The sequence below is a fragment of the Chryseobacterium sp. CT-SW4 genome (assembly GCF_048572715.1).
Taxonomy (GTDB): domain Bacteria; phylum Bacteroidota; class Bacteroidia; order Flavobacteriales; family Weeksellaceae; genus Chryseobacterium.
On the sequence record NZ_CP183840.1, the window covers coordinates 219,091 to 243,407 of the forward strand.

Sequence of the window (24,317 nt, forward strand, 5' to 3'; positions counted from 1 at the left end):
AACAAATTATGTTTCATGTATATTTTAAATTTTAATTATTTACTGTTTTTCCCAATGCGCTTCTTCTCCATATGGAGGAGCTCCACCTTCAGCAGGAGTAATAGGAGGCTGTTCTTGGTTAATGTGATACACATAGGCTGCTACATTTTGAATGTCACGTCCTGTAAGAACTCCGTTTTTACCCCATGCCTGCATTGCAGTACCGGCAACCCCATTGTCAACAATATGGAAAACATTTTTAAATAATGTCTTCTCATCCTGGTTATGCCAGTAGTTATCTGTCAAGTTAGGACCAATTCCTCCTCGTCCTCCTTCAGAGTGACAAGATACACAGTTGGTTTTGAAAACTTCTTCACCAGCTGCTACGTTATCTTCGGAGAATACTGCCGTTTCAATAGTAACAGGAGGCTGGGTTGCTTCAAATTCCGCAATACTTGCAATCTGAGCTTTATATTCAGCATCATATTCTTTAATAGGACTTGCGAAGTCTGTAAAAATATAAGCTGCCATATATACTATACAAAAAGCCGTACCAAACCAGAATAATCCTAGCCACCATTTCGGTAACTGATTATCCAGCTCCATGATTCCATCGAAACCATGGTCGATAAGGATATCTTTCTCTTCTGTTGCAGACTGCTTTTTGAAAGCACTGTCATATAATCTTTTGAAGTAAGGTATTTTCTTTTCTGCGATATAAGCAGCCTTTTCTTCAGCAGATAGCTTTTTAAATTTATTATTCTCAATAATATCTCCGATGGCACTGTGGATATAAGCCAAAATACAGCTTATCACTACTGTTCCCCAGAAATAAGGAGAAGCGAAAAATACATAACTCTGAACAAACAAATAATAAAAAACTATTAAGAGTCCAATTATTATTAAGATGTTTACAAAAACGGGTGTCCTTTGTTTCATAATCGTTTAATTTTTTGAATCAAATTCGTCCTCATCATCCTCTAGAGGAGCATTCTCTTCTTCCTGATAATGTTTTTTAGGCCTGCTAAATACATAGATGATCAGAGCTACAAAGAATAGCATAAAGAATATCAGGGCCAATGTCTGATAAAAACCAGCATTCTCTGTATTGGATAATATGTCTTTAAAATTCTGAGGAATCATTGAACTGTTTAATGTTTTTAGTTATTATTACTTGCTGTTTGTATTTCAGTCGTTTTAATGTCGGTTCCTAATCTTTGCAGATAAGAAATAAGAGCCACAATTTCTTTTTTCTCCAATTCTCCTTTTGGCCTCTTAGCATAGGCGTCCTTCAAGTCTGCTGCTTCGGAGAAAATATCTTTTACGATCTTGGCAGCCTGATTATCTGCCCATGTATTGGCTGAATCTATATTAGCTTTGGTATAAGGTACATCGAATGCACTTTTCATAAGCTTAATTTTGTCTACCATATTAGATCGGTCTAAGTCATTTGTAATTAACCAAGGGTAACGTGGCATGATAGAACCTGCTGATGTTGATCTTGGGTTATACATGTGCTTATAATGCCATGAACTTGGGTTTTTACCTCCTTCTCTGTGTAAATCCGGACCTGTTCTTTTAGAACCCCATAGGAATGGTCTGTCGTACACAAATTCTCCGGCTTTGGAATACTGTCCGTTTTTACCGTTAAATCTTACTACTTCATCTCTGAATGGTCTGATTACCTGTGAGTGACAAGCATTACAGCCTTCTCTGATATAAATATCTCTTCCTTCCAGCTCCAGTGGTGAATAAGGCTTCACTGCTGCGATAGTAGGAACACTTTTCTTAAGGGATAAAGTAGGGATGATTTCAACCATACTTCCGATAGCAACTGTTATGAATGCCAGGATACCTAATAATAAAGGCATTCTTTCGATCCAAAGGTGAACTCCTTCTCCTTGTTTACGGGTGTTGCCGATATTTGCCAATGCAGGAGCTTCAGCAGGAACTTCTTTTTGGAATGATCCTTTTCTTACAGTAGCGATTACGTTCACTACCATTAAGATTGCTCCGGCAAGATAGAATAACCCTCCTACGAATCTCATTTTAAAATATGGAATGATAGCCGTTACGGTATCTAGCCAGTTTTTCCATAACAGGGTACCATCCGGGTTGAATTGTTTCCACATTAACCCTTGAGTGAATCCTGAAATATACATTGGAACCGCATAGAAAATAATTCCTAATGTTCCTAACCAGAAATGCCAGTTAGCCAGTTTCACAGACCAAAGTTTGGTTCTCCACATGATCGGTACTAAGTAATAGATTACCCCGAATGCCATGAAACCATTCCATCCAAGAGCACCTAAGTGAACGTGTCCGATCACCCAGTCTGTAAAGTGACCGATTTTATTTAATGATTTTGTAGCTAAAAGCGGTCCTTCAAAAGTCGCCATACCATAACAGGTAACCGCTACTACAAAGAATTTTAGTATAGGATTTTCTCTTACCTTATCCCAGGCACCTCTTAATGTAAGAAGCCCGTTTAGCATACCTCCCCATGACGGAGCGATCAGCATAATTGAGAACCCGGTTCCCAATGCCTGAGCCCAGGCAGGTAAAGCAGTATATTGAAGGTGGTGAGGACCAGCCCAGATATATACGAATAGCAATGACCAGAAGTGGATAATTGAAAGTTTATAAGAGAATACCGGACGATCTGCTGCTTTAGGTAAGAAATAATACATCAGACCCAGTACAGGAGTTGTCAGTACGAATGCTACCGCATTGTGACCATACCACCATTGTACAATAGCATCTTTTACTCCCGCATACATGGAATAGGATTTCCAGCTTGTGAAAGATAAAGGTACTTCAAGGTTGTTGAAGATATGCAGCATAGCCACTGCAATCCATGTTCCGATATAGAACCAGATTGCTACATAAAGGTGTCTTACTCTTCTCTTGGCGATGGTACCAAACATGTTGATTCCGAAAATCACCCAGGAAACTGTAATTAATATATCAATAGGCCACTCATGTTCAGCATATTCTTTAGAAGTATTGATCCCCATAAAGAAGGTGATCACTACAGCAACGATCATGATTTGCCATGTCCAGAAATGTAACCATGACAGGGTGTCACTGTACATTCTCGTTTTCAATAATCTCTGTAAAGAATAATAAACACCAGTAAAAACAATATTACATACGAATGCGAAAATCACCGCACTGGTATGCAACATTCTGATTCTTCCAAATCCAAACGCTCCGTGGGTATTTACTAAACCCTGTATGTTTCCGGAAGCCAAACTCTTAATGGTGGTATCATCTGTACCGAATAAGAATTCAGGAAGTTCCGGGTAAAAGAGCATTAATGCTGCCGTAAGCCCAAACAAAAACCCTACAAGCCCAAATACAATGGTCGCGTAAAGAAATGCCCGAACAATACTGTTGTCATAACTAAACTTTTGTGTTTCCATATCAACTATTCACTTTTTTCTTCAAATTTTTTATTATCTCCATTTTCCTTTTCGTCAGTTTTGTTGCCATTACTTTCGTCTTCCTTCACTTCATCGGAGTCAAAAAGTATTCTTACGGCAGGAGATTCATCATCTTCAAACTGCCCTTTTTTGGCGTTTACTATAAAAACGACCAGAAAAATCGCAGCCAAAGAAACACTGCACAGGATCATCAAATAAAGAATATCCATTGGACAACAAAATTAACCTATTTTCGGGGTTCAAATTTAGTGAAAAATAATGATATTCATCACTAAATACTAAAATGTATTAATTTAAAATCAATCTAAATAAGAGGGTTTTCAAGACTTTTTACCAAAATATTTGTTACCTAACAGCCAGGTTGAAAAAGTGGTAAATGCAACAACCGTTATAGAACTTATCGGCATTAATATAGCCGCAAATAATGGCGACATATGTCCCGTCACAGCAAAGCTTAAACCGATAATATTGTATAAAAAACTGATTATGAATGTGAGTTTTACAATAGTAATGGAGCCTTTACATACATTTAAGTAACGGTCTAAAGTCACTACTTTTTCTCCGTCCATGATTACGTCAGAAGAAGGAGTGAAAGAGTTGGTATCGTCTGCAATTGCAATACCCACATTACTTTGTTTCAGCGCACCGGCATCATTCAGTCCGTCACCAAGCATGGCAACTTTTAATTGCTGGTCCTGAAGTTCTTTAATATAATTGAGCTTGTCTTCCGGGCTTTGATTGAAGGCCATAGCACTGTAACTAGGTATGATCTCCTTTAATTGATTTTCCTCGGAAGAATTGTCTCCACTTAAAATAAATATCTTATAATGAGTAAGCTTTTTAAAGAGATTTTTAAGATTTTCACGGTATTCATTCTTGAAAATAAATTTTCCTAAAAATTCATTATTCCTGCTAATGTAGACTGCTGTCTCAAGATTTTTAGATTCCTGCTCGTTAAAGCGTGCAGAACCGATTTTATAAATATTTCCTCTTACGCTGGCTTCATAGCCCTTTCCGGATATTTCCCGGAAATTGTCTACAGGAAGATAATCATCCGGTATTTCAATAAACTCATACAAAGATTTGGAAAGAGGGTGATTAGAGTTTTTCAGAAGGGATTTTATATTGGAAAGATCGGATTCCGGAATGACTTCACCTTCATATTTTATGCTGGATTTTTTTCTGTGAGTGATAGTTCCGGTTTTGTCAAAAACCAAAGTGTTGATCTTAGCGATCTTTTCTATGGTAAGAGTATCTTTTACATAAAACTTATTTCTGCCCAAAATTCTCATAATGTGGCCGAAAGTGAAAGGCGCGGATAATGCAAGTGCACATGGGCATGCAATAATCAAAATGGCACAAACCACCTGGAACATTTTTTCCAGATCAATGAAATACCAATAAATTCCTGCGATTAAAGTTATACCTAAAATGATGAATGTGAATTGCTTACTGATGCTGTTGGTCAGTGTGTCCAATCCTGTTTCATGTTTTTTAAATGCCTCTTTATTCCAAAGCTGGGTTAAATAGCTTTGATTGACATTTTTAATGACTTCCAGTTCCAGGGATGAACCCAGCTGTTTTCCGCCTGCGAAAATTTTATCTCCGGGTTTTTTGCTAATGCTTACGCTTTCGCCTGTAATAAAACTGTTGTCAATATTTCCTTCACCATTGATGAGGATCGTATCTACCGGTATGATTTCCTGGTTCCTTACCAAAATCCTGTCTCCAATCTGGATATTGGACAGTAATATATTTTCCTGCTTACCATTGAAATCAACTTTGGTTACCGCAATAGGATAGAAAGATTTATAGTCACGGTCATACGAAAGTGCACTGTAAGTTCTTTTCTGGAATATCTTCCCGAGAAGCATCCAGAATAATAATCCGCATAAAGTGTCGAAATAGCCCGGTCCGTAATCGGTTACAACCTCATAAATACTCCTTCCGTAAAGCATGAAAATACCGAGAACAATAGGGACATCAATATTGATGATTTTATTTTTAAGGCCGTACCATGCGGATTTATAATAATCTGATGCGGAATAAAATACGATTACGGTAGCAAAAAGGAATAAAATCAGTCTGAAGAAATTTTTGTTTTCCTCTACCCAGCTGTCATTGGCTCCGAAATATTCTGGAAAGCTTAAAAACATACCGTTCCCGAAAGCAAATCCGGCAATGGCAAATTTTATCAAAAGAGAGCGGTCAAAATGTTCTTCCTTTTGATCAACGGTTTCTAAATTAATGACAGGCTTATAACCCAGATTAGTTAAAAATTTAGCTAGTTCACTTAATTTCAGGTCGTTATGATTGAATGAGACTTGTAAGGTCTTCCTCGTAAAATTGACCTGGGAGTATTTTATATTTTTGTTAAGTGTATGAAGGCTTTCTAAAAGCCATATACATGAAGAACAATGGATTACGGGAATTTTAAAAGTAACAAGACTGGTGTTTCCTTCTGAGAAATCAGTTACTTTATCGAAAATTTCAGGAGTGTCCAGATAATCGAATTGTGAAGAATTTTCATCACTTGGACGGATTCCTGCTTTTTTATTTAATTCGTAAAAATTACTTAAATTATTGGTATTCAGTATTTCGTATACTGACTTGCAGCCATTGCAGCAAAAAATCCTGTCATCAAAAGAAATTCTTTCCTTTTCTATGACCTGCCCACAATGATAACAATTTTCACTCACCTCCAACTATATTATTGACATACAAAATTATAACAATTTTTTTTGTTTATGGAGTTAAAAAGTTATATTTTTGTGATAAATATCATATAGAATGTCGCAGGAACAACAAATTGCTATTGAAGAGAGGTTCGCCAGAGTTTTTAATGATAAATCATTTAAGGAAAGACTTTCCGCCCCGGATTATGAAAAATATCTGAGTGCTAAAAAAAAGTTGAACTTCCAGAAACATGAAGTTATTTTTGAGGATGGGGAAGCTCCTAAAGGTGTGTTTGTCATAGAAAAAGGAGCTGCTAAACTTTCTAAATCAGGAGCATTTGGTAAAGATCAGATTTTGAGATTTATTAAAGAAGGGGATATTATAGGCTATCGTTCTTTGCTTTGTGGAGAAAATTTCCAGGCGAAGGCGGAAGCGATGACGGATATTGAATGTATATTTCTACCCGCAGATATGTTCATGTATTTGCTGGAGGTGGACCCGCAGTTAGCTTTTGTAATGCTTCAGAAAATCTCTTATGAGTTGGGAGAATCTTCTAATACGATTACATTCCTTGCTCAGAAAACAGTCAGAGAAAGATTGGCCGAGATTTTATTGCTTTTGGAGCAGAAATTAGGAGTTGATCCGGAAGGGTTTATCAAAATTTCCTTAACCAGAGAAGAAATTGCTAATATCATAGGAACTGCTACCGAAAGTGCCATTCGTCTTATTTCAGAATTTAAACAAGATAATCTGATAGAAGTTGACGGGAGAAATATCAAGATATTGAATCACGATAAACTCATGAAACTCGGACACGTAGTTTTATAATCTATACAAAAATTTAAGTCGGCTGAAGCCGACTTTTTAACTTTTAATTCCCATATTTTTTATGTCTGTTCACTCCGAAATTAAAAAGGTTACTACCGAAACCTTACGAAAAATGAAATTCGATAAGGAAAAGATTACGATGCTTACCGCATATGACTTTACCACAGCCAGAATGGTGGATGCTGGGGGAGTAGATGCCGTATTGATTGGTGACTCTGCTGCCAATGTAATGGCAGGATATGAAACCACCTTACCCATCACTTTAGATCAGATGATCTATCATACACAAAGTGTGGTTCGTGGAATAGACAGGGCATTGATTGTTGCAGACCTTCCTTTTGGTACTTATCAGAGCAATGCGGAAAAAGCACTTGAATCTGCAGTAAGAATGATGAAAGAAGGAGGTGCCCATGCTATTAAGATTGAAGGAGGGAAAGAGATTTCCAAGCCGGTAAAAAAGCTGATCCATGCCGGGATCCCGGTAATGGGACATTTAGGGTTGACGCCTCAGTCTATTTATCAGTTTGGAACCTATAAGGTAAGAGCAAAAGAGGATGCTGAAGCTGAAAAGCTGATAAGTGATGCTCAACTTTTAGAAGAACTGGGATGCTTCTCCATCGTTTTAGAAAAGATCCCTGCGGAATTAGCAAAAAGGGTTACGGAAAGTATTTCCATTCCTACCATTGGAATAGGAGCAGGACCTCACTGTGACGGGCAGGTGTTGGTATATCATGATATGGTAGGGATGAATAAAGGATTTACCCCTAAATTTTTAAGAAGATATCTTGATCTTTACACCGAAATTACAGGAGCAGTTGCCCAATACGTTAAAGATGTAAAAGAAATGGATTTTCCAAACGAAAAAGAAAGTTATTAATTTGATATATTTTTATTAAGAACACAGAATGACACAAGGAATTATTTCTATTATTGCCCTGGTATGCCTGGGGGCAGGGTTATTTAATTTCTTTTCTCCGGAAATTAACAGCATTTTGTCCGGGAAAATATTTTATATTTTGATAGGTATTGGTTTTTTTGCAGAAGCGACTTTCCTTTCCAACCGAAGCCTTGCTTTTCCAATGTATGCGGCAGCACTGATGTGTGTACTCGGAGCTTATGTATTTACAGATACCCGTTTTGCAGTAATAAAGACTATCGGTCTCATCATTGGAATTATTTTTTCTTTATCCAACAGGTCGAGACATATGCTTTAAATGAAATTTATGGAAGATCAGATTCTTTATGAAGATAACCACCTTTTAATAATTAATAAAAAAGTAGGGCAGCTCGTCCAGGGAGATAAAACCGGGGATGAGTCATTACTGGATTCTATAAAGAATTTTATTAAGGTAAGAGATGCAAAACCGGGAAATGTATTTCTCGGTCTGGTTCATCGTATTGACCGCCCTACGTCCGGTTTGGTTATTTATGCTAAGACATCCAAAGCATTATCCCGTTTGACACAAATGGTAAAGAACCGGGAAATAAAGAAAACCTATTGGGCGGTGGTGGCTAAAGATCTTATTCCCCAAACCCAACGCCTGATTCACTATCTGAAAAAAAATGAGAAAAATAACAAAGCAATTGTTTTTCCTAAAGCTACTGAAGGAGCCAAGGAAGCGATATTGACTTATAACGTTATTAAAAGTTTAGATAATTATCTTCTTCTTGAAATCGACCTGGAAACCGGACGACATCATCAGATCAGAGCTCAGTTATCCAAAACAGGAGTGCCGATCAAAGGAGATTTAAAATACGGTTCGCCCCGCTCCAATCCGGATGGTGGTATAAACCTGCACGCCAGAAAACTGGAATTTATTCATCCCGTTACAAAAGAAAAAATAAAAGTGGTGGCCCCCGTTCCTCAAAATGATGCGGTGTGGAGAGCATGTGAAGATTAATGGTAATTAAATATAAATGCGGACTATCTCAATGCAGGTAGTCTTTTTTATTTAAATAAAACCAAAATTTTGCATATTCTGAAAAAATAATTAACTTCGCTCCATGCTTTAGGGGTGTCTGTTAAACAACAGGCTGAGACTTTACCCTTTGAACCTGATTCTAGATCATACTAGCGTAGGAAAAAGTAGATGACTTTTGCTGTACATTCTATTGTACAATAATGGCCATTCCTAAAGTGTATTAAAAAATTAGGAATGGAACTTATAATCAATCACACAAAAAAGACATTTGAGATACTTCCCGGTAATCTGGAAGTATTGATGACTATGGAAATTCCCCAGCAGAAAAAGGGAATTGCAGTAGCTGTTAACAATCATATTATTCCCCGTTCGTCCTGGGCGGAAACAATGCTTAAGAATAAAGATTCAATTTTAATAATAACCGCTACCCAGGGTGGCTAAATATAATTCTATGGCTTATTCAATTACACGTTCACCCTTTCCGAACTCCAAAAAGGTCTATATTAAAGGCAAGGTTTATCCGATTAATGTCGCCATGCGGGAAATTTCTTTAAGCCCTACAAAGCTTTCCAATGGAAATTTAGAGTACAATCCTCCCGTGACGGTCTATGATACCTCAGGCCCCTATACCGATGAAAATGCAGAGATTGATATCATCAAAGGACTTCCAAGGATCAGAGAGCAATGGATTCTGGACAGAAATGATGTAGATATTTTAGAAGATATCACTTCCGAATACGGAAAAGCACGTCTCGCAGACTCCAGCCTGGATCAGCTTCGTTTTTCCTATAATCATCAGCCTAAAGTAGCGAGGAAGGAAAAAGAAATCACTCAGCTTTATTATGCCAGGCAGGGGATCATTACTCCTGAAATGGAATATGTGGCGATAAGGGAAAACCAACGTATTGAGCAGCTTAGTGAAGTTCCGCAAGAGTTAAAAGCCCAGCATCCCGGAAACAGCTTTGGAGCCCTTACGCCTAAAAATAGGATTACCCCGGAATTTGTAAGGGATGAAATAGCAGCGGGGAGAGCCATAATTCCTAATAATATTAACCATCCTGAAAGCGAACCGATGATTATCGGACGTAATTTTCTGGTTAAGATCAATGCCAATATCGGAAACAGTGCGGTGTCTTCCAGTATCGAAGAGGAAGTAGAAAAGGCAGTTTGGGCATGCCGGTGGGGAGCAGATACGATTATGGATTTATCGACAGGTAAAAATATCCATGAAACCAGAGAGTGGATTATCCGAAACAGTCCGGTTCCCATTGGTACCGTGCCTATTTACCAGGCGTTGGAAAAAGTAAAAGGAGTTCCGGAAGATCTTACCTGGGAAATATTTAAAGATACCCTCATCGAACAGGCTGAGCAGGGAGTCTCATATTTTACCATTCATGCCGGAGTTCTCCTCCGGTATATCCACCTTACAGTCAACCGGATAACCGGAATTGTGTCAAGGGGAGGTTCTATTATGGCAAAATGGTGCCTTTATCACCATCAGGAAAATTTTCTCTATACCCATTTTGAAGAAATATGTGAAATCATGAAAAAATATGATGTTGCATTTTCTTTGGGTGACGGCTTACGTCCGGGATCTATTGCGGATGCCAATGATGCCGCCCAATTTGCTGAGCTGGAAACCTTGGGGGAATTAACCCGGATAGCATGGAAACATAATGTACAGGTAATGATAGAAGGACCTGGCCATGTTCCTATGCACATGATCAAAGAAAATATGGATAAGCAGTTGAAAGAATGCCATGAAGCTCCTTTTTATACCTTAGGACCCCTTACTACGGATATAGCTCCCGGCTATGACCATATTACCTCGGGGATCGGAGCGGCGATGATCGGGTGGTTCGGCTGTGCGATGTTATGCTATGTCACACCCAAAGAACATTTAGGGCTACCCAATAAAAAAGATGTGAAAGACGGTGTGATCACCTATAAGCTTGCAGCTCATGCTGCCGATCTGGCCAAAGGACATCCGGGTGCCCAATACAGAGATAATGCTTTGAGCAAAGCCAGGTTTGAGTTTAGGTGGGAAGATCAGTTCAACCTTTCCCTTGATCCTGATACGGCACGAGCCTATCACGATGAAACACTGCCTGCTGAGGGAGCTAAGATTGCACACTTTTGTTCCATGTGCGGTCCTAAATTCTGCTCCATGAAAATTACCCAGGAAATACGGGAGTCTGCAGAACTCGGAATGCTGGATAAGTCCAGAGAATTTATAGAAAGAGGAAAAGAAATCTATTTATGATCATTGTTATCACACCGGAGCAGTATTTCAAAAGGGAATCGGATGGGATCAACAAGTTACTGGAAGAAGGGCTGGAACTACTTCACATCCGCAAACCCTATGGAACAAAAGAAGACCTAAAGGTTCTCCTTGATGGAATAGAAGCATCCTTTTATCCGAAGCTTGTTTTACATAATTATCATGAAACAGGAAAACAATATGGGATCTCGAGATTTCATTTCACGGAGCAGGCTAGAGTAAATAAAACCTATCCGCCTTATGAGGAAGGAAAAGTGAGCTCCACTTCTGTTCACGATATAGATTCATATAACAGGTTGAATAAAGAATGGGAATATGCCTTTTTAAGTCCGGTTTTTCCAAGTATTTCCAAACCGGGACACGGAAGAGATTCAACACTTTTAGATACCATTGGGAAAAGGAATAATAAGGATGTTAAATTAATAGCATTGGGAGGAATAGATGAGAAAACAATCCCGGTCATTAAAGATAAAAATATAGATGGTATAGCCTTGCTGGGAGCTATATGGCAGAATGAAGATCCTTTGTCAGCATTTAAAAAATGCAGGAAAATTTTTAAAAATTAAATTTCATGGAAGAATTACAATATATCTCTCAGGGAAATACAGCGCTGGAACAGCAAAAGAATATACACCAGTCTTTAGATGCGGGAGTTAAGTGGGTTCAGGTACGATGGAAAAATGCCCCGGAAAGTCTTTTAAGAGAATTATCTCATAAAGCAAAAATACTCTGTGCGGAATATCATGCAGTTTGTATCATCAATGACCATACTGAGATAGCAAAAGAAGTAGATGCGGATGGAGTCCATTTGGGGTTGAGTGATGGATCTGTTAAAAAAGCAAGAAGGATTTTAGGTCCCCATAAAATTATTGGGGGAACTGCGAACACATTTTCAGATGTGCAGCTCAGAATAGAAGAAGAGTGTGATTATATAGGGCTGGGGCCTTTGAGATATACTCCCACAAAAGAAAAATTGAGCCCGGTCTTAGGTTTTGACGGATACCGTCACATCTATCAGAAACTGAATGAACAATCAGCAGAGCTCCCGAAAATCTATGCTATTGGCGGGGTCATCTTAAATGATATTGAGACTCTTAAAGAAATAGGTCTACATGGAGTGGCGATATCGGGAGAAATTACCGGAAAACCTCAAATTACTTATGAAATACAAAAACTTTTAAAATGCATAACAAATTAAAAATAAGGGACCGGACTTTTAATTCCAGGTTGTTCCTGGGGACCGGTAAATTTGGGAATAAGTCAGAAATGGTTTCGTCCATTATCGCCTCAGAAACCGATATGGTGACGATGGCATTGAAAAGACTGGATATTCATTCCGAAGAAGATGAATTACTAGAATCTTTAAACCAGACTCAAGTTCATCTTTTACCCAACACCTCAGGGGCAAGAACAGCCAAAGAAGCGGTACTGGCAGCCCAGCTTGCAAGGGAGGCGCTGGAAACCGACTGGGTAAAGCTGGAAATACATCCGGACCCGAAATACTTATTACCGGATCCCATTGAAACATTGTATGCAACGGAAGAACTGGCTAAGCTCGGATTTGTTGTGATGCCCTATATACATGCTGACCCTGTTTTATGCAAACGCCTTGAAAATGCGGGAACAGCAGTCGTGATGCCTTTAGGTGCTCCCATAGGAACAAATAAAGGATTGCGGACGCTGGATTTTTTAGAAATTATTATAGCTCAAACTAAGGTTCCGGTAGTTGTGGATGCTGGAATAGGAGCTCCTTCTGATGCTGCGAAAGCAATGGAAATGGGAGCCGATGCGGTATTGGTAAATACAGCTATCGCAGTAGCAGGGAATCCGATCGAAATGGCATTAGCTTTTAAAGAAGGAGTCATTGCCGGAAGAAGAGCTTATGAATCAGGATTAGGAACCATTACTCATAGCGCGGAAGCTTCAAGTCCCCTGACCTCTTTTTTATTTGAATAAATGATGAACAGCTTTAAACAGGTTTTTGAAAAATATAGTTGGGAGCGTATAAAAGAACGCATGGATGAGATCACATTGTCGGATGTTCATAGAAGCTTGAATAAAAAGAACAGGACAATAGAGGATTTCCTACATTTGATTTCTCCGGTGGCTTCTCAGGAACTGGAGCTGATGGCTGCTATGGCACAAACGATTACCCAAAAAAGATTTGGTAAAATAATTCAGTTGTATGCTCCCCTTTATCTCAGCAACGAATGTCAGAACATTTGTACCTATTGTGGATTCAGCCTGGACAATAAATTAAAAAGAAAAACATTATCCGATTCCGAATTAATGCTTGAAGCAATGGCTTTAAAGGCTATGGGAGTTGATCATCTGCTGTTGGTGAGCGGAGAAGCGAATAAGACGGTGGGAATTTCTTATTTTCTTAATGCAGTTAAATTATTGAAGTCCCATTTTGCCAATATTTCAATAGAGGTTCAGCCCCTTTCCGGAGAAGAATATTCTTTATTGCATCAGGAAGGAGTTCATTCTGTATTGGTATATCAGGAAACATATCATGAAGAAGTTTATAAACAATATCATCCTAAAGGGAAGAAATCCAACTTTCATTTCAGGTTGGAAACACCGGACAGGATAGGTGCTGCAGGTATTCATAAAATAGGTCTGGGAGTTCTTTTGGGACTTGAAGACTGGCGTGTGGACAGCTTTTTTAATGCCTTGCATATCAATTATCTTCAAAAAGAATACTGGAGAAGCCGGTTTTCGGTTTCCTTTCCTCGCCTAAGACCGGCAGAAGGGATAATAGAGCCTAATTTTGTGATGGAAGATAAAGACTTACTCCAATTGATCTGTGCCTACCGGATCTGGAATGAAGATATTGAAATATCAATTTCCACAAGGGAAAATGAGCTTTTCCGTAATCATATTATTTCCCTGGGTGCAACTACTATGAGTGCCGGTTCAAAAACTAATCCCGGTGGATATACGGTAGACAGGGAATCATTGGAGCAATTTGAAACCAGCGATGAGAGAAGTATGGAAGAAATAAAAGAAGTCATCAAAGCAGCCGGTTATGACCCTGTAATGAAAGACTGGGATAAGGTCTATAATAGTGTTAGCTTATGAAACCCAAAGATTATTTTGCAAGATACAGCCGTCAGGTATTCATAGATGAGGTAGGACTGGAAGGACAGAGGAAAATCCGGGATGCACAAGTTCTGATTGTAGGAGCGGGCGGACTGGGAAGTCCTGTTATTCAGTATCTGGCATCTGCGGGAGTGGGATTATTGGGAATAGCGGATTTTGATGTGGTGGAGCTTCATAATTTAAACCGACAGGTAATTCATACGGAAAAGACTGTCGGAGTTTCCAAAGTGAAAAGTGCGGTTCAGTTTGTAAAGGCTATTAATACAGATGTAAAAGTAGAGGAAATTGAAAAGAAACTGACTGAATCTAATGCAAAGGAAATACTCGCTCCTTATGATATTATTGTTGACTGTTCAGATAATTTTACCACCCGTTATCTTATTAATGATCAGTGTGTGGATTTAGAAAAACCATTAATTTATGGGAGCATACAGGGGTTTTCAGGGCAGGTGGCGATATTCAATTTTAAAGGAAGTAAAGACTTGAGAGCCATTTTTCCGGATCCTCCTTTGGAAGAAGATATACCGGATTGTGACAGCCTGGGAGTTTTAGGTTCTTTACCAGGAATCGTAGGGAGCATGATGGCCCACCATACTTTAAAAATAATATTGGGCTTGCCTGTACCTTTAAATCAGCTTACCCTTATAGACACCCGGGACTGGAGATTTCAGACTCTCGAATTGTAAAACATTCATTCCATTTATAACAAGGCTGGCTCATTCGTATTGAGTCAGCCTTATCATATGAATTATTGTCCCGGCTGCATTACGCCTCCGTTGTCTTCTTTTTTATTGGTGTTGAGGATATTTGGATCTTCTTTGGCCAGCTTATTCCGGGTAGGAATTTTATAATTAATAGATAAGCCGAAATTCCTTGTATCATATTTATTGCTTAAAAATACACTTTGTCCTGATGGAGGATTAGATCTTACATACATTCGCTGGCTGTTGAAAATATCATTGGCAAACAGGGAAAGTGTCAGCCGGTTATCCATAAATTTTTTAGTAAGCGTAATATCGAAGGAATTATTGAAAGGTTTCTCGGCGATAAAATAAAAATAACCGGATTTTGCGGTAATATAGCTGTAATTGGCAGTAAGCTTAATATCCTTTGGCAAGATAATCTGGGTCATAATATTAAAAATCCATAAGCCTTTATTGCTTACATTTTCTATATCATGCTTCTGGTAACCTGCATAAAGATACATGAAATTAATTTTATCAGGATTGAAATCAAACTTCATGATTTCGCTCAGGGGTTTACTGAAGATCATAAACGGAACCGGTAAACCTACATTGAAGTTATGAATAGTCATACTCGAAATATTCACCTGCTCATTATAAATACTTTTTCCGTCCCTTCTGATAATCTGTGCCACCTGATTTTTAGCTGAGCTTACATTATAACCGATGAAAGCATAATCAAATGCCGATACCTTTAATTCATAATTATCAAATATAGTAGGCTGTAAATTCGGATTTCCGTTGATCTGTGTATTGGGACCTGCAAAAGTGGTATTATTCGGGTTAAGAGCTGAAATACTCGGGAGATTTATCTTTTTATTATAATTGGCTGCCACATACACCTGGTTCATCACATTGTACTGAACACTTGCATTGGGAAACCATTTAAACTTATTAAAAGGAATCAGATCTTTCTGAACAACCGCATTCGTACTGTCCACAACCCTTGTAACTCCTGAAATATCATAGTTTTCCGCGCGGGAACCTACAATGAAATCAAACTTTTTTAATTTAGCCTGGAATTCCAGATAAGTGGATGCCGTCTGTCTTTGATATTCCAGGTTGGTAAGTCCTTTGCTTTCGGTATCGAAATTTTGTTTTTCATATAAACCTCCGAAGCTTACCTTTCCGCCATCGAGTATATTGATCGGTTGGGAGTAATCTACTTTAAAATTGGTGACCCTCATCAGGGATTTGTTTTTTAAAATATTGGAACCCGGAAAAGAAAAGTTCTCCTGGTCTTCCGTATAGAATCCGTTCCTGAAAATATTGTCCTGATTAAATTTACTGTCAGACTGGGTATATCCCAACTGGAAATCAAGCTTCTGAGCTTTATCCTCAAAACGTTTCTGATAAGTAACTACGGCTTCCTGACGTAAATTATTGGTAGTAGAAGCATCAAATGATTCAAAACGGGCCTCTTTTACAATATCAGGATTAAGGTAATAAGGAAGATCGGCAAGTCCGTTGCTGGTCGTATAATTGTCATTATAATTATGGTAAATATCGTAATTCAGTAATAACCTGTCCAGACCTAAGTCAAAAGTTAATCCTGATTTAGCAAAATAGCCACGTCCGATACGGTCACTATTGCTTAATAATAAATTATCCTGATTGGTATTCAGCATACTTTCACGATAATTTTGCCCTACATTCAGCTGCCACCCGAAAAACTTATTTCTGGCATTCAGGTTAAGGGAATTGGAAGTCCTGCTCCTGAATTTATCATAATTGGTAAAAGAATAATTTCCGGAATAGGTAGCGGTTAAATATTTATTAGCATTTTTATTGGTAATAATGTTCATAATGGCTCCTCCGGAAGTGGCAGGAAATTCTGCGCCGGGCTGGGTGATCACTTCAATCCGGTCTACGGAATTGGCGGGCATTCCTTCTAAAAAAGAGTTCAGCTCATTAGATGTAATATTGAGAGGTCTGCCGTTCAGATATACATCCAGGATTTTACTCTGGTACATCATTCCGGCAATATCGGTGGAAACAAGCCCCGGAAGTTTTTTAATTCCTTCCAATACATTTCCGTTATTAAGCTGTGGCTGTTCGGAAAAATCAAAAATAGTACGATCGGCTTTCTGCTCTACCGCCTTTTTGGTTTTGGTGAGGGTAACACCTTCAATTTCCTTTTCTTTTACAGGGGCCGTATTTTTTTCCTGTGAGAAAATGGTAATTGTACTTAACAGTGAAAGTGTAAAAAAGACTTTTTTCATTAACGATTACTTTAGTTGGTTAGACGTTAAAAACCGGACTTTGTTACAATAAGTATTTTTAATGGGATGAAATATTCCGTAAACAAAAAAAGCCTTGCAATACGCAAGGCTTTTTTTAAGATCTAACTAACAATTAATTTTGTTCTTGTTTCTTAATCAGGTTAAGAGCTGAACCAGCTTTGAACCAATCAATTTGTTGGTCGTTATAAGTATGGTTTGCCATGATGATATCTTTAGTACCGTCAGCATGTACAAACTCAAGAGTTAATTGTTTTCCAGGAGCAAATTTATCCAGATCAAGGAAGTTTACAGTGTCGTCTTCCAGGATTTTGTCGTAATCAGCTTCGTTAGCAAATGTTAATCCTAACATACCTTGTTTTTTAAGGTTGGTTTCGTGGATTCTTGCAAATGATTTTACCAATACGGCTTTTACTCCAAGGTGTCTAGGCTCCATAGCAGCGTGCTCTCTGGAAGAACCTTCACCGTAGTTCTGGTCTCCTACCACGATGGATGGGATTCCTGCAGCTTTATAAGCTCTTTGTACAGCAGGAACTTCTCCGTACTCACCTGTTAATTGGTTTTTAACTTTATTGGTTTCCATGTTGTAAGCATTTACAGCTCCGATCAACATGTTATTTGAAATATTATCAAGGTGACCTCTGTATTTCAACCATGGTCCTGCCATAGAGATGTGGTCGGTTGTACATTTTCCGAATGCTTTGATCAATACTTTAGCACCTTCAATGTTTTTACCGTCCCAAGCTGGGAATTCTTCCAATAACTGAAGTCTGTCAGAAGTAGGGCTTACATTCACCACTACGCTTGATCCGTCTTCAGATGGAGCCTGATAACCGTTATCATCCACAGCAAATCCTTTGGAAGGAAGCTCATGTCCGTTAGGCTCGGCTAATCTTACCTGCTCTCCGTTTTCAGCAGTTAAAGTATCTGTGATAGGGTTGAAATCTAATCTACCTGAAATCGCAACTGCAGCTACCATTTCCGGAGAAGCTACGAAAGCGTGTGTATTAGGGTTTCCGTCAGCTCTTTTTGCAAAGTTTCTGTTGAAAGAGTGGATGATAGAGTTTTTCTCTCCTTTTTCCGCACCTTCTCTGTCCCACTGTCCGATACATGGTCCGCAGGCATTCGTAAAGATTCTTGCATTTTCAAATTTTCTGAAAGAATTTAAGAACCCATCTCTTTCAGCGGTGAATTTCACCTGCTCAGAACCAGGATTGATTCCCAGAATTGCTTTTGGTTTTACTCCTTTTGCTACCGCATCTTCTACGATAGACGCAGCTCTTGATAAATCTTCGTAAGAAGAGTTGGTACAAGAACCGATCAGTGCCCATTCTACTTCTAGCGGCCATCCGTTAGCTTCAGCCTTAGCTCTGAATTCAGAAACAGGAGTTGCTAAATCCGGAGTGAAAGGACCGTTAAGGTGAGGTGCCAATTCTGAAAGGTTGATTTCAATAACCTGATCAAAATACTGTTCAGGGTTTGCGTACACTTCAGCATCACCCGTTAAATGTTCCGCTATTTGGTCAGCAGCATCCACTACATCCTGTCTTCCTGTAGCTGCTAAATATCTTCTCATGGAATCATCATATCCGAAAGTGGAAGTTGTAGCTCCGATTTCAGCACCCATGTTACAGATTGTTCCTTTACCGGTTGCTGAAAGAGACTCAGCTCCTTCACCGAAATATTCTACGATGCATCCTGTTCCTCCTTTTACGGTAAGAATTCCTGCTACTTTTAAGATAACGTCTTTTGCAGAAGTCCATCCGCTCATTTTTCCGGTTAATTTTACACCGATAAGTTTAGGCATTTTAAGTTCCCATGCCATTCCTGCCATTACGTCTACCGCATCAGCTCCTCCTACACCGATAGCCACCATTCCTAAACCTCCTGCATTTACCGTGTGAGAGTCGGTACCGACCATCATACCTCCAGGGAATGCATAGTTTTCCAGTACAACCTGGTGGATAATTCCCGCTCCCGGCTTCCAGAAGCCGATTCCGTATTTATCACAAACAGAACTTAAAAAATTAAATACTTCTGAATTTTTATTGATCCCTTCCTGTAAATCTTTATCCGCTCCTACTTTAGCCTGGATCAGGTGATCCGCGTGTGCAGTGGAAGGTACAGCCACTTTAGCTTTTCCCGCCTGCATGAATTGTAGAAGTGCCATTTGAGCAGTGGCGTCCTGCATTGCTACCCTGTCCGGAGCAAAATCTACATATGAATTTCCTCTTTCGTAAGCTTGTGTAGCATTTCCTTCCCAAAGGTGGGTATATAGTATTTTTTCTGATAATGTAAGAGGCTTTCCAACCGCTTTTCTTGCCGCAGCAATTCTATCCGGGTAGCGCTCATACACCTTTTTGATCATATCAATATCAAATGTCATATCTCAAAAATGTTTTAAAATTATCAAACAATTAAAATGTTCCCAAAATTACAAAATTTTACTAGTTTATGAAGACGAAATTATTTAGATTCTTTATAAATATGATTTTTATAATTTCTATATCAAAGTTTTTTTTTCTACTTTTGTGTCAACAAAAAACAAACAATGATGATTATGAGTAACAATATCCGCTTTTTAGGGGTATTTCTTCTGTTGCTGGTCTTTTCTCAATCCCAAGCTAGACCGGCAGGCAATTCCTATGCAAAAAATTCTTTAACAACTTATTCCGAAAACGATTCCATTCAGAAAGGAAATGTACCGGATGGTAACCTGGATATTCCCCGTTTGATCCCTAAAAAGAAAAACGGAAAGTTTGGGTACGTAAACCAGACCGGGAAATTTATTATTCAGCCTGAATACCATATCGCGGTTTTTTTCAGTGAAGACTGTAACCTGCTTAATTCCAGCAATGAAAAAGCAAGAGAGTTTGGTACAAAAGACTATGCTACGGTTGAAAAAAATATGATTTCATATAGAATAGACCAAACCGGAAAAAGAGTTTACCAATACAAAGATGAAGATTTAGGAATCTGTAAAAGCGAATATAAAAAGCAACAGTTCCAGGCCTACGTGGCAAACGGATTTTACGGTATCGTGGAAGAAGCTAAGTTCATGAATCCGGACGATCCTTCCCAATACAGAATCTATCCTAAATACCAGTACTTACACGTAATGGAAGGAGATAATATCGGAAACCCGATGGTTGTCGCAAGTATGAACGATAAGTTTGGAGTGATAGATGTGAACAACAATATTATTATCCCTTTCGAGTATTCAGATATCAAAAGAAACTATAGCTGGAAGCTAGGTAAGATGTTTGAAGTAACAAAAGACGGTAAAAATTATTACTATATTGATGCAAATAACAAAGCTTATTAATCGATAAGCTTGCTCAATAGCATATTTTTTGTAATTTCGCGACTGAAATAAAGGGGTGCTGTGAAAGGCTGAGATGATACCCAATGAACCTGAACAGGTAATGCTGTTTAGGGACGGTTGCGAGAATTACATATCTTAAATCCCCTTTTATTCCATTAAATTTTAAAAATTTATACGAATGAAAGGTTTTTTTTTAGGGCTTATTACCACAAGTACTGTTGGTTTTATTCAGGCTCAAAACTCAGATTCTCTGAAAATAAAAGAGATTGAAGCTGTTAATTTTACCAGAAGGCTTCCTGTAGCAAAGGAGATTATTAATGTTCAGAAAGATTTGGATAATAAGAACCTGGGCCAGGATTTACCTATTCTGCTGAAAAATCAAACTTCCATTATATCGACTTCCGATGCCGGGAACGGGGTAGGATACACAGGGTTTAGAATTCGTGGAGTGGCGGGACGAGGAATTAATGTAATGATGAACGGTGTTCCTTTCAATGATTCTGAAAGCCAGGGAACTTTCTTTGTGAATGTTCCGGATTTAACAAGTTCGGCTTCTCAGATCGTTATCCAAAGAGGGGTTGGGACCTCCAATAACGGTGTGTCTGCTTTCGGAGCAAGCATTAATGTAATTTCCAAGGATCCCGAAGACCGTTTTTATATTAAAACGGATGACAGCTACGGCTCTTTCAATACCTATAAATATTCTGCAGAAATAGGTTCGGGTAAATTTTGGGGAAACAGACTTTCTTTAATGGGGCGTTACAGCTATATCCATTCTGACGGGTATATTGACAGGGCTTCTTCCGATTTGCATTCCTATAATTTCACGGCATTATTTGAAGAAGGTAAAACCAGAATCCGGCTAATGGCTTTTGGTGGCCAGGAAAAAACCTATCAGGCCTGGAACGGGATAGACCGTAAAACCTGGGAAACGAATCCCAAGTTTAATCCTTCAGGAGCTATTTATGATGCCAACTGGGAAAATATCGTAGGGTTCTACGATAATGAAACAGATAATTACAGGCAAAACCATTATCAGCTCTTGTGGGAGCAGGGAATCAATGACCGCTGGAATCTGGAAGCTACTTTCCATTATACCAAAGGGAAAGGCTATTATGAGAATTATAAACAGGGAGATCCTTTCTTGCGATATAATCTACCCAATCTTATCGTTGATAGCCAGACGCTAACCACTTCTGATTTTATCAGAAAGAAATGGCTGGATAATGATTTTTATGGCTTAGTATCTACTCTTTATGGAAAATTTGACAATTGGGATGTTAATTTTGGAGCAGTAGCCAATCAATACTATGGAAGGCATTACGGAAATGTAAGGGATGTCTTTAACCCCGGGATTGATAAGCATGAGTATTACAGAAGCCGGTCCGTAAAAAATGAAGTTTCAGGATTTGCAAAAGCTCTTTTCCGTGTAGATAATTTTGAATTTTTCGGAGATCTTCAGCTTAGAAGTATTGACTATAATACCAGGATTTTAATGGCAGGAGACAATGAAGGAGCAAATCTGGATAAAAACTGGCTGTTTTTTAATCCTAAAGCGGGAGTGAATTATAAAATAAGCAGAGGGAAAATATTCCTTTCTTACGCCCATGCCCACCGTGAGCCTAACAGGGATGATCTGATTGCCGATAATAATGTAAAGCCGGAAAAACTTCATGACTTTGAGGCAGGAATTGAAAAGCAACTGGGGATAGTTTCTCTTACAGGAAATTTATATTATATGTACTACGTAAATCAATTGGTGCTTAACGGACAAATTAATAACGTAGGTGAGTTTATCAGAACGAATTCCGGGAAAAGCTATAGAAGAGGAATTGAATTGGGTGCTCTCGTTAAGATTTCTAAAATATGGGAGGTTTCGGGAAATATGACCCTGAGCCAGAATAGAAATAAAGATTTCAAAATAGAAGATAAAGCGGGTGTTCAGGATCTGGGAAATACCCAAATTTCTTTTTCACCGGATTTTATGGGGAATTTATCTTTAAAGTACAGTCCAACCGAACAATTCCAGTTTTGGCTGAATGGACAATATGTAGGAAAGCAATACCTCGATAATTCGGAGGACAGAAATTTACAGCTTAAAGATTATGTGCTTGCCGATTTCAATGCGCAGTATCAATTCAAAATTGCGAATAATGATATTGCTTTAAAATTATTGATTAATAATCTTTTTAATAGAAAATATGTGAATAACGGATATGTCTATGATTCCAGTCCTTATTATTTTTCACAGGCCGGAACTAATTTTATGTTCGGAATAAGTTGGAAGATCCAATGAGGAAAGTGTAATTAAAGAAGTCTATTATTTTCAAAAATTCAAAAAAGATATTTAATTGTAAATAAGTTAGATCAGAGAGACTGTTTCGGCAGTCTTTTTTCATATAGATAATCGTACAGAAAGTCATTAAAAAGTTATAAATTTGCCACCAAATGAATATTTCGGCTTACATTTTAGAATATCTGAAACGATTTGGAACTGTTGTAGTTCCAGGTTTTGGGGTGTTTTCCCTGGAGAGCTCTAAGGCGATTATCAACTCTGAGAATGGCAGCATACTTCCGCCTTCCAACCAAATAGCTTTTGAGCTGGACTACAAAGTTCAGGGTGATGATCTTATTGAGTTTATTCAGGAGCAAAAGAAAGAATCCCGTGAAGCTGTAAAAAACGAATTGGAAATCCAGACCGATTTTTGGAAGAAAAAGCTTCAGGCCGATCAGTCTTTGGAAATTCCAAGATTGGGAGTGCTTTCTTTGAGTGAAGGAAAATCCCATTTCAAAGGAAACCGGTTAGAGGCGGAACATCCTGATTTTTACGGGCTTGAAGAGATCAGAATTTCAGATATTAAAAATACAGAAAAAGCGGATCATTCAGAACAATCGGATAAAGATTATAAATTCAATAGATCTGTTTTATGGATTTTCCTGATCCTTATTCCTGTTTTAGGAATAGCGTATCTGGCGTATACTCAGCAGGAATTTCTTTTCGGAAAGAAATCTTTTGAAAATGTTACGGTTCAGACTAAAACCCACAGGATCGCAGAAGATACAGTAAAACTCAAAAAAGATTCCCTGAACACAATAATAGTTTCCGATTCGCTACCGAAAGATTCGTTAAAGCCTGCTGCTACGGGTGTAAACCTTAAGCCAGCTACAAAACAATAGTATATCAATGGGGAAAAGAATAAAAACAGCGTCAGAATCTCTGACCATTATGACCAATATCGTACTTCCGAATGAAACCAATTCTTTAAGAAACCTTTTCGGAGGAGAACTTCTTTCCAAAATGGACCGTTGCGCGTCCATTTCGGCATCAAGACATTGTGAAAGGAGAGTGGTGACGGCTTCGGTTAACCATGTATCATTTAACCGTCCTATTCCGGAAGGAGGAGTGGTGGTTTTGGAATCTAAAGTTTCCAGGGCATTTTCTACTTCTATGGAAGTCTATGTTGACGTTTGGCTGGATGATCCGATTAACCAGACTAAAGTTCATACCAATGAAGGTATTTATACGTTCGTGGCAGTAGATGAATTTAACCGTCCAATCCCAATTCCTGAAATGATTCCCGAAACGGAAGAAGAAAAGCAGAGACACATTGCTGCCTTCAGAAGAAAAGAACTTTCACTGATCCTTTCCGGAAGAATGAAACCGCTTGAGTCCGTTGAGCTGAGAAAACTTTTCCAGGGAACCGAAGAAGACGGAGCAGGCCACCTATAAAAGATTAATTATTGGACTTTTTAAGCTTAAAAGCATAAGGTT

22 protein-coding genes and 1 riboswitch are annotated in these 24,317 nt (G+C 38.5%); of the genes, 15 read left to right on the forward strand and 7 right to left on the reverse strand.

Going from position 1 to position 24,317, the window contains the following annotated elements; genetic code table 11:
* Window positions 1-39: 39 nt before the first annotated feature.
* From ABJ974_RS00980 to ABJ974_RS01000, 5 genes are all read right to left on the reverse strand, one after another.
* Window positions 40-918 (reverse strand): c-type cytochrome, encoded by an 879-nt coding sequence (locus ABJ974_RS00980; protein WP_419869533.1) that lies wholly within the window; start codon window positions 916-918, stop codon window positions 40-42.
* Between the two features lie 6 nt (window positions 919-924).
* Window positions 925-1,122: a cbb3-type cytochrome oxidase subunit 3 gene (locus ABJ974_RS00985; RefSeq protein ID WP_419869534.1), complete on the reverse strand. Its 198-nt coding sequence runs from the start codon at window positions 1,120-1,122 to the stop codon at window positions 925-927.
* Between the two features lie 17 nt (window positions 1,123-1,139).
* Window positions 1,140-3,404 (reverse strand): cytochrome-c oxidase, cbb3-type subunit I, encoded by a 2,265-nt coding sequence (gene ccoN, locus ABJ974_RS00990; protein WP_419869535.1) that lies wholly within the window; start codon window positions 3,402-3,404, stop codon window positions 1,140-1,142.
* A 5-nt stretch (window positions 3,405-3,409) separates the two neighbouring features.
* Window positions 3,410-3,634, reverse strand: a complete 225-nt coding sequence (gene ccoS / locus ABJ974_RS00995; RefSeq protein ID WP_419869536.1) for a cbb3-type cytochrome oxidase assembly protein CcoS — start codon at window positions 3,632-3,634, stop codon at window positions 3,410-3,412.
* 111 nt (window positions 3,635-3,745) lie between these two features.
* Window positions 3,746-6,124 (reverse strand): heavy metal translocating P-type ATPase, encoded by a 2,379-nt coding sequence (locus ABJ974_RS01000; RefSeq protein WP_419869537.1) that lies wholly within the window; start codon window positions 6,122-6,124, stop codon window positions 3,746-3,748.
* 91 nt (window positions 6,125-6,215) lie between these two features.
* On the opposite strand from ABJ974_RS01000, the gene ABJ974_RS01005 reads away from it, so the two are divergent.
* The 11 genes from ABJ974_RS01005 (at window position 6,216) to ABJ974_RS01055 (ending at window position 14,923) form a co-directional block, all read left to right on the forward strand.
* Window positions 6,216-6,929 carry a Crp/Fnr family transcriptional regulator gene (locus ABJ974_RS01005; protein WP_419869538.1) on the forward strand — a complete coding sequence of 238 codons (714 nt, stop codon included), beginning with the start codon at window positions 6,216-6,218 and terminating at the stop codon, window positions 6,927-6,929.
* Between the two features lie 61 nt (window positions 6,930-6,990).
* Complete coding sequence (gene panB, locus ABJ974_RS01010; RefSeq protein WP_419869539.1) at window positions 6,991-7,806, forward strand: 3-methyl-2-oxobutanoate hydroxymethyltransferase; 816 nt, start codon at window positions 6,991-6,993, stop codon at window positions 7,804-7,806.
* A 28-nt stretch (window positions 7,807-7,834) separates the two neighbouring features.
* Entirely contained in the window at window positions 7,835-8,143 is a 309-nt protein-coding gene (locus ABJ974_RS01015) for a hypothetical protein (protein WP_419869540.1), read from the forward strand.
* A 9-nt stretch (window positions 8,144-8,152) separates the two neighbouring features.
* Window positions 8,153-8,830 (forward strand): RluA family pseudouridine synthase, encoded by a 678-nt coding sequence (locus ABJ974_RS01020; RefSeq protein WP_419869541.1) that lies wholly within the window; start codon window positions 8,153-8,155, stop codon window positions 8,828-8,830.
* Between the two features lie 100 nt (window positions 8,831-8,930).
* A riboswitch (TPP riboswitch) is annotated at window positions 8,931-9,029 on the forward strand.
* A gap of 56 nt (window positions 9,030-9,085) precedes the next feature.
* Window positions 9,086-9,292 (forward strand): sulfur carrier protein ThiS, encoded by a 207-nt coding sequence (gene thiS / locus ABJ974_RS01025; protein ID WP_419869542.1) that lies wholly within the window; start codon window positions 9,086-9,088, stop codon window positions 9,290-9,292.
* A 10-nt stretch (window positions 9,293-9,302) separates the two neighbouring features.
* Window positions 9,303-11,114, forward strand: a complete 1,812-nt coding sequence (gene thiC, locus ABJ974_RS01030; protein WP_419869543.1) for a phosphomethylpyrimidine synthase ThiC — start codon at window positions 9,303-9,305, stop codon at window positions 11,112-11,114.
* Window positions 11,111-11,698, forward strand: coding sequence for a thiamine phosphate synthase (locus tag ABJ974_RS01035; protein ID WP_419869544.1), 588 nt, complete (start codon window positions 11,111-11,113; stop codon window positions 11,696-11,698). The genes thiC and ABJ974_RS01035 overlap by 4 nt, the downstream gene beginning before the upstream one ends.
* Window positions 11,699-11,703: 5 nt before the next feature.
* Window positions 11,704-12,330, forward strand: a complete 627-nt coding sequence (locus ABJ974_RS01040; protein ID WP_419869545.1) for a thiamine phosphate synthase — start codon at window positions 11,704-11,706, stop codon at window positions 12,328-12,330.
* Window positions 12,315-13,088, forward strand: a complete 774-nt coding sequence (locus tag ABJ974_RS01045; RefSeq protein WP_419869546.1) for a thiazole synthase — start codon at window positions 12,315-12,317, stop codon at window positions 13,086-13,088. Before ABJ974_RS01040 ends, ABJ974_RS01045 begins: the two co-directional genes overlap by 16 nt.
* A gap of 3 nt (window positions 13,089-13,091) precedes the next feature.
* Window positions 13,092-14,216 carry a 2-iminoacetate synthase ThiH gene (gene thiH / locus ABJ974_RS01050; RefSeq protein ID WP_419870936.1) on the forward strand — a complete coding sequence of 375 codons (1,125 nt, stop codon included), beginning with the start codon at window positions 13,092-13,094 and terminating at the stop codon, window positions 14,214-14,216.
* Window positions 14,213-14,923 carry a HesA/MoeB/ThiF family protein gene (locus ABJ974_RS01055; RefSeq protein ID WP_419869547.1) on the forward strand — a complete coding sequence of 237 codons (711 nt, stop codon included), beginning with the start codon at window positions 14,213-14,215 and terminating at the stop codon, window positions 14,921-14,923. Before thiH ends, ABJ974_RS01055 begins: the two co-directional genes overlap by 4 nt.
* 62 nt (window positions 14,924-14,985) lie before the next feature.
* On the opposite strand, the gene ABJ974_RS01060 is transcribed toward ABJ974_RS01055, so the two are convergent.
* Together ABJ974_RS01060 and ABJ974_RS01065 are read right to left on the reverse strand one after the other, a co-directional pair.
* Window positions 14,986-17,202, reverse strand: a complete 2,217-nt coding sequence (locus tag ABJ974_RS01060) for a TonB-dependent receptor domain-containing protein (RefSeq protein ID WP_419869548.1) — start codon at window positions 17,200-17,202, stop codon at window positions 14,986-14,988.
* Between the two features lie 133 nt (window positions 17,203-17,335).
* Complete coding sequence (locus ABJ974_RS01065) at window positions 17,336-19,606, reverse strand: aconitate hydratase (RefSeq protein ID WP_419869549.1); 2,271 nt, start codon at window positions 19,604-19,606, stop codon at window positions 17,336-17,338.
* A 174-nt stretch (window positions 19,607-19,780) separates the two neighbouring features.
* On the opposite strand from ABJ974_RS01065, the gene ABJ974_RS01070 reads away from it, so the two are divergent.
* The 4 genes from ABJ974_RS01070 to ABJ974_RS01085 all read left to right on the forward strand — a co-directional run bounded on the left by ABJ974_RS01070 (window position 19,781) and on the right by ABJ974_RS01085 (window position 24,275).
* Window positions 19,781-20,545, forward strand: a complete 765-nt coding sequence (locus ABJ974_RS01070; protein WP_419869550.1) for a WG repeat-containing protein — start codon at window positions 19,781-19,783, stop codon at window positions 20,543-20,545.
* A 178-nt stretch (window positions 20,546-20,723) separates the two neighbouring features.
* The gene (locus tag ABJ974_RS01075) at window positions 20,724-22,841 is read left to right on the forward strand and encodes a TonB-dependent receptor (RefSeq protein WP_419869551.1); all 2,118 of its coding nucleotides are present in this window, start codon (window positions 20,724-20,726) and stop codon (window positions 22,839-22,841) included.
* A 152-nt stretch (window positions 22,842-22,993) separates the two neighbouring features.
* Window positions 22,994-23,722, forward strand: coding sequence for an HU domain-containing protein (locus ABJ974_RS01080; RefSeq protein ID WP_419869552.1), 729 nt, complete (start codon window positions 22,994-22,996; stop codon window positions 23,720-23,722).
* Between the two features lie 7 nt (window positions 23,723-23,729).
* Window positions 23,730-24,275, forward strand: coding sequence for an acyl-CoA thioesterase (locus tag ABJ974_RS01085; RefSeq protein ID WP_419869553.1), 546 nt, complete (start codon window positions 23,730-23,732; stop codon window positions 24,273-24,275).
* Window positions 24,276-24,317 lie beyond the last annotated feature (42 nt).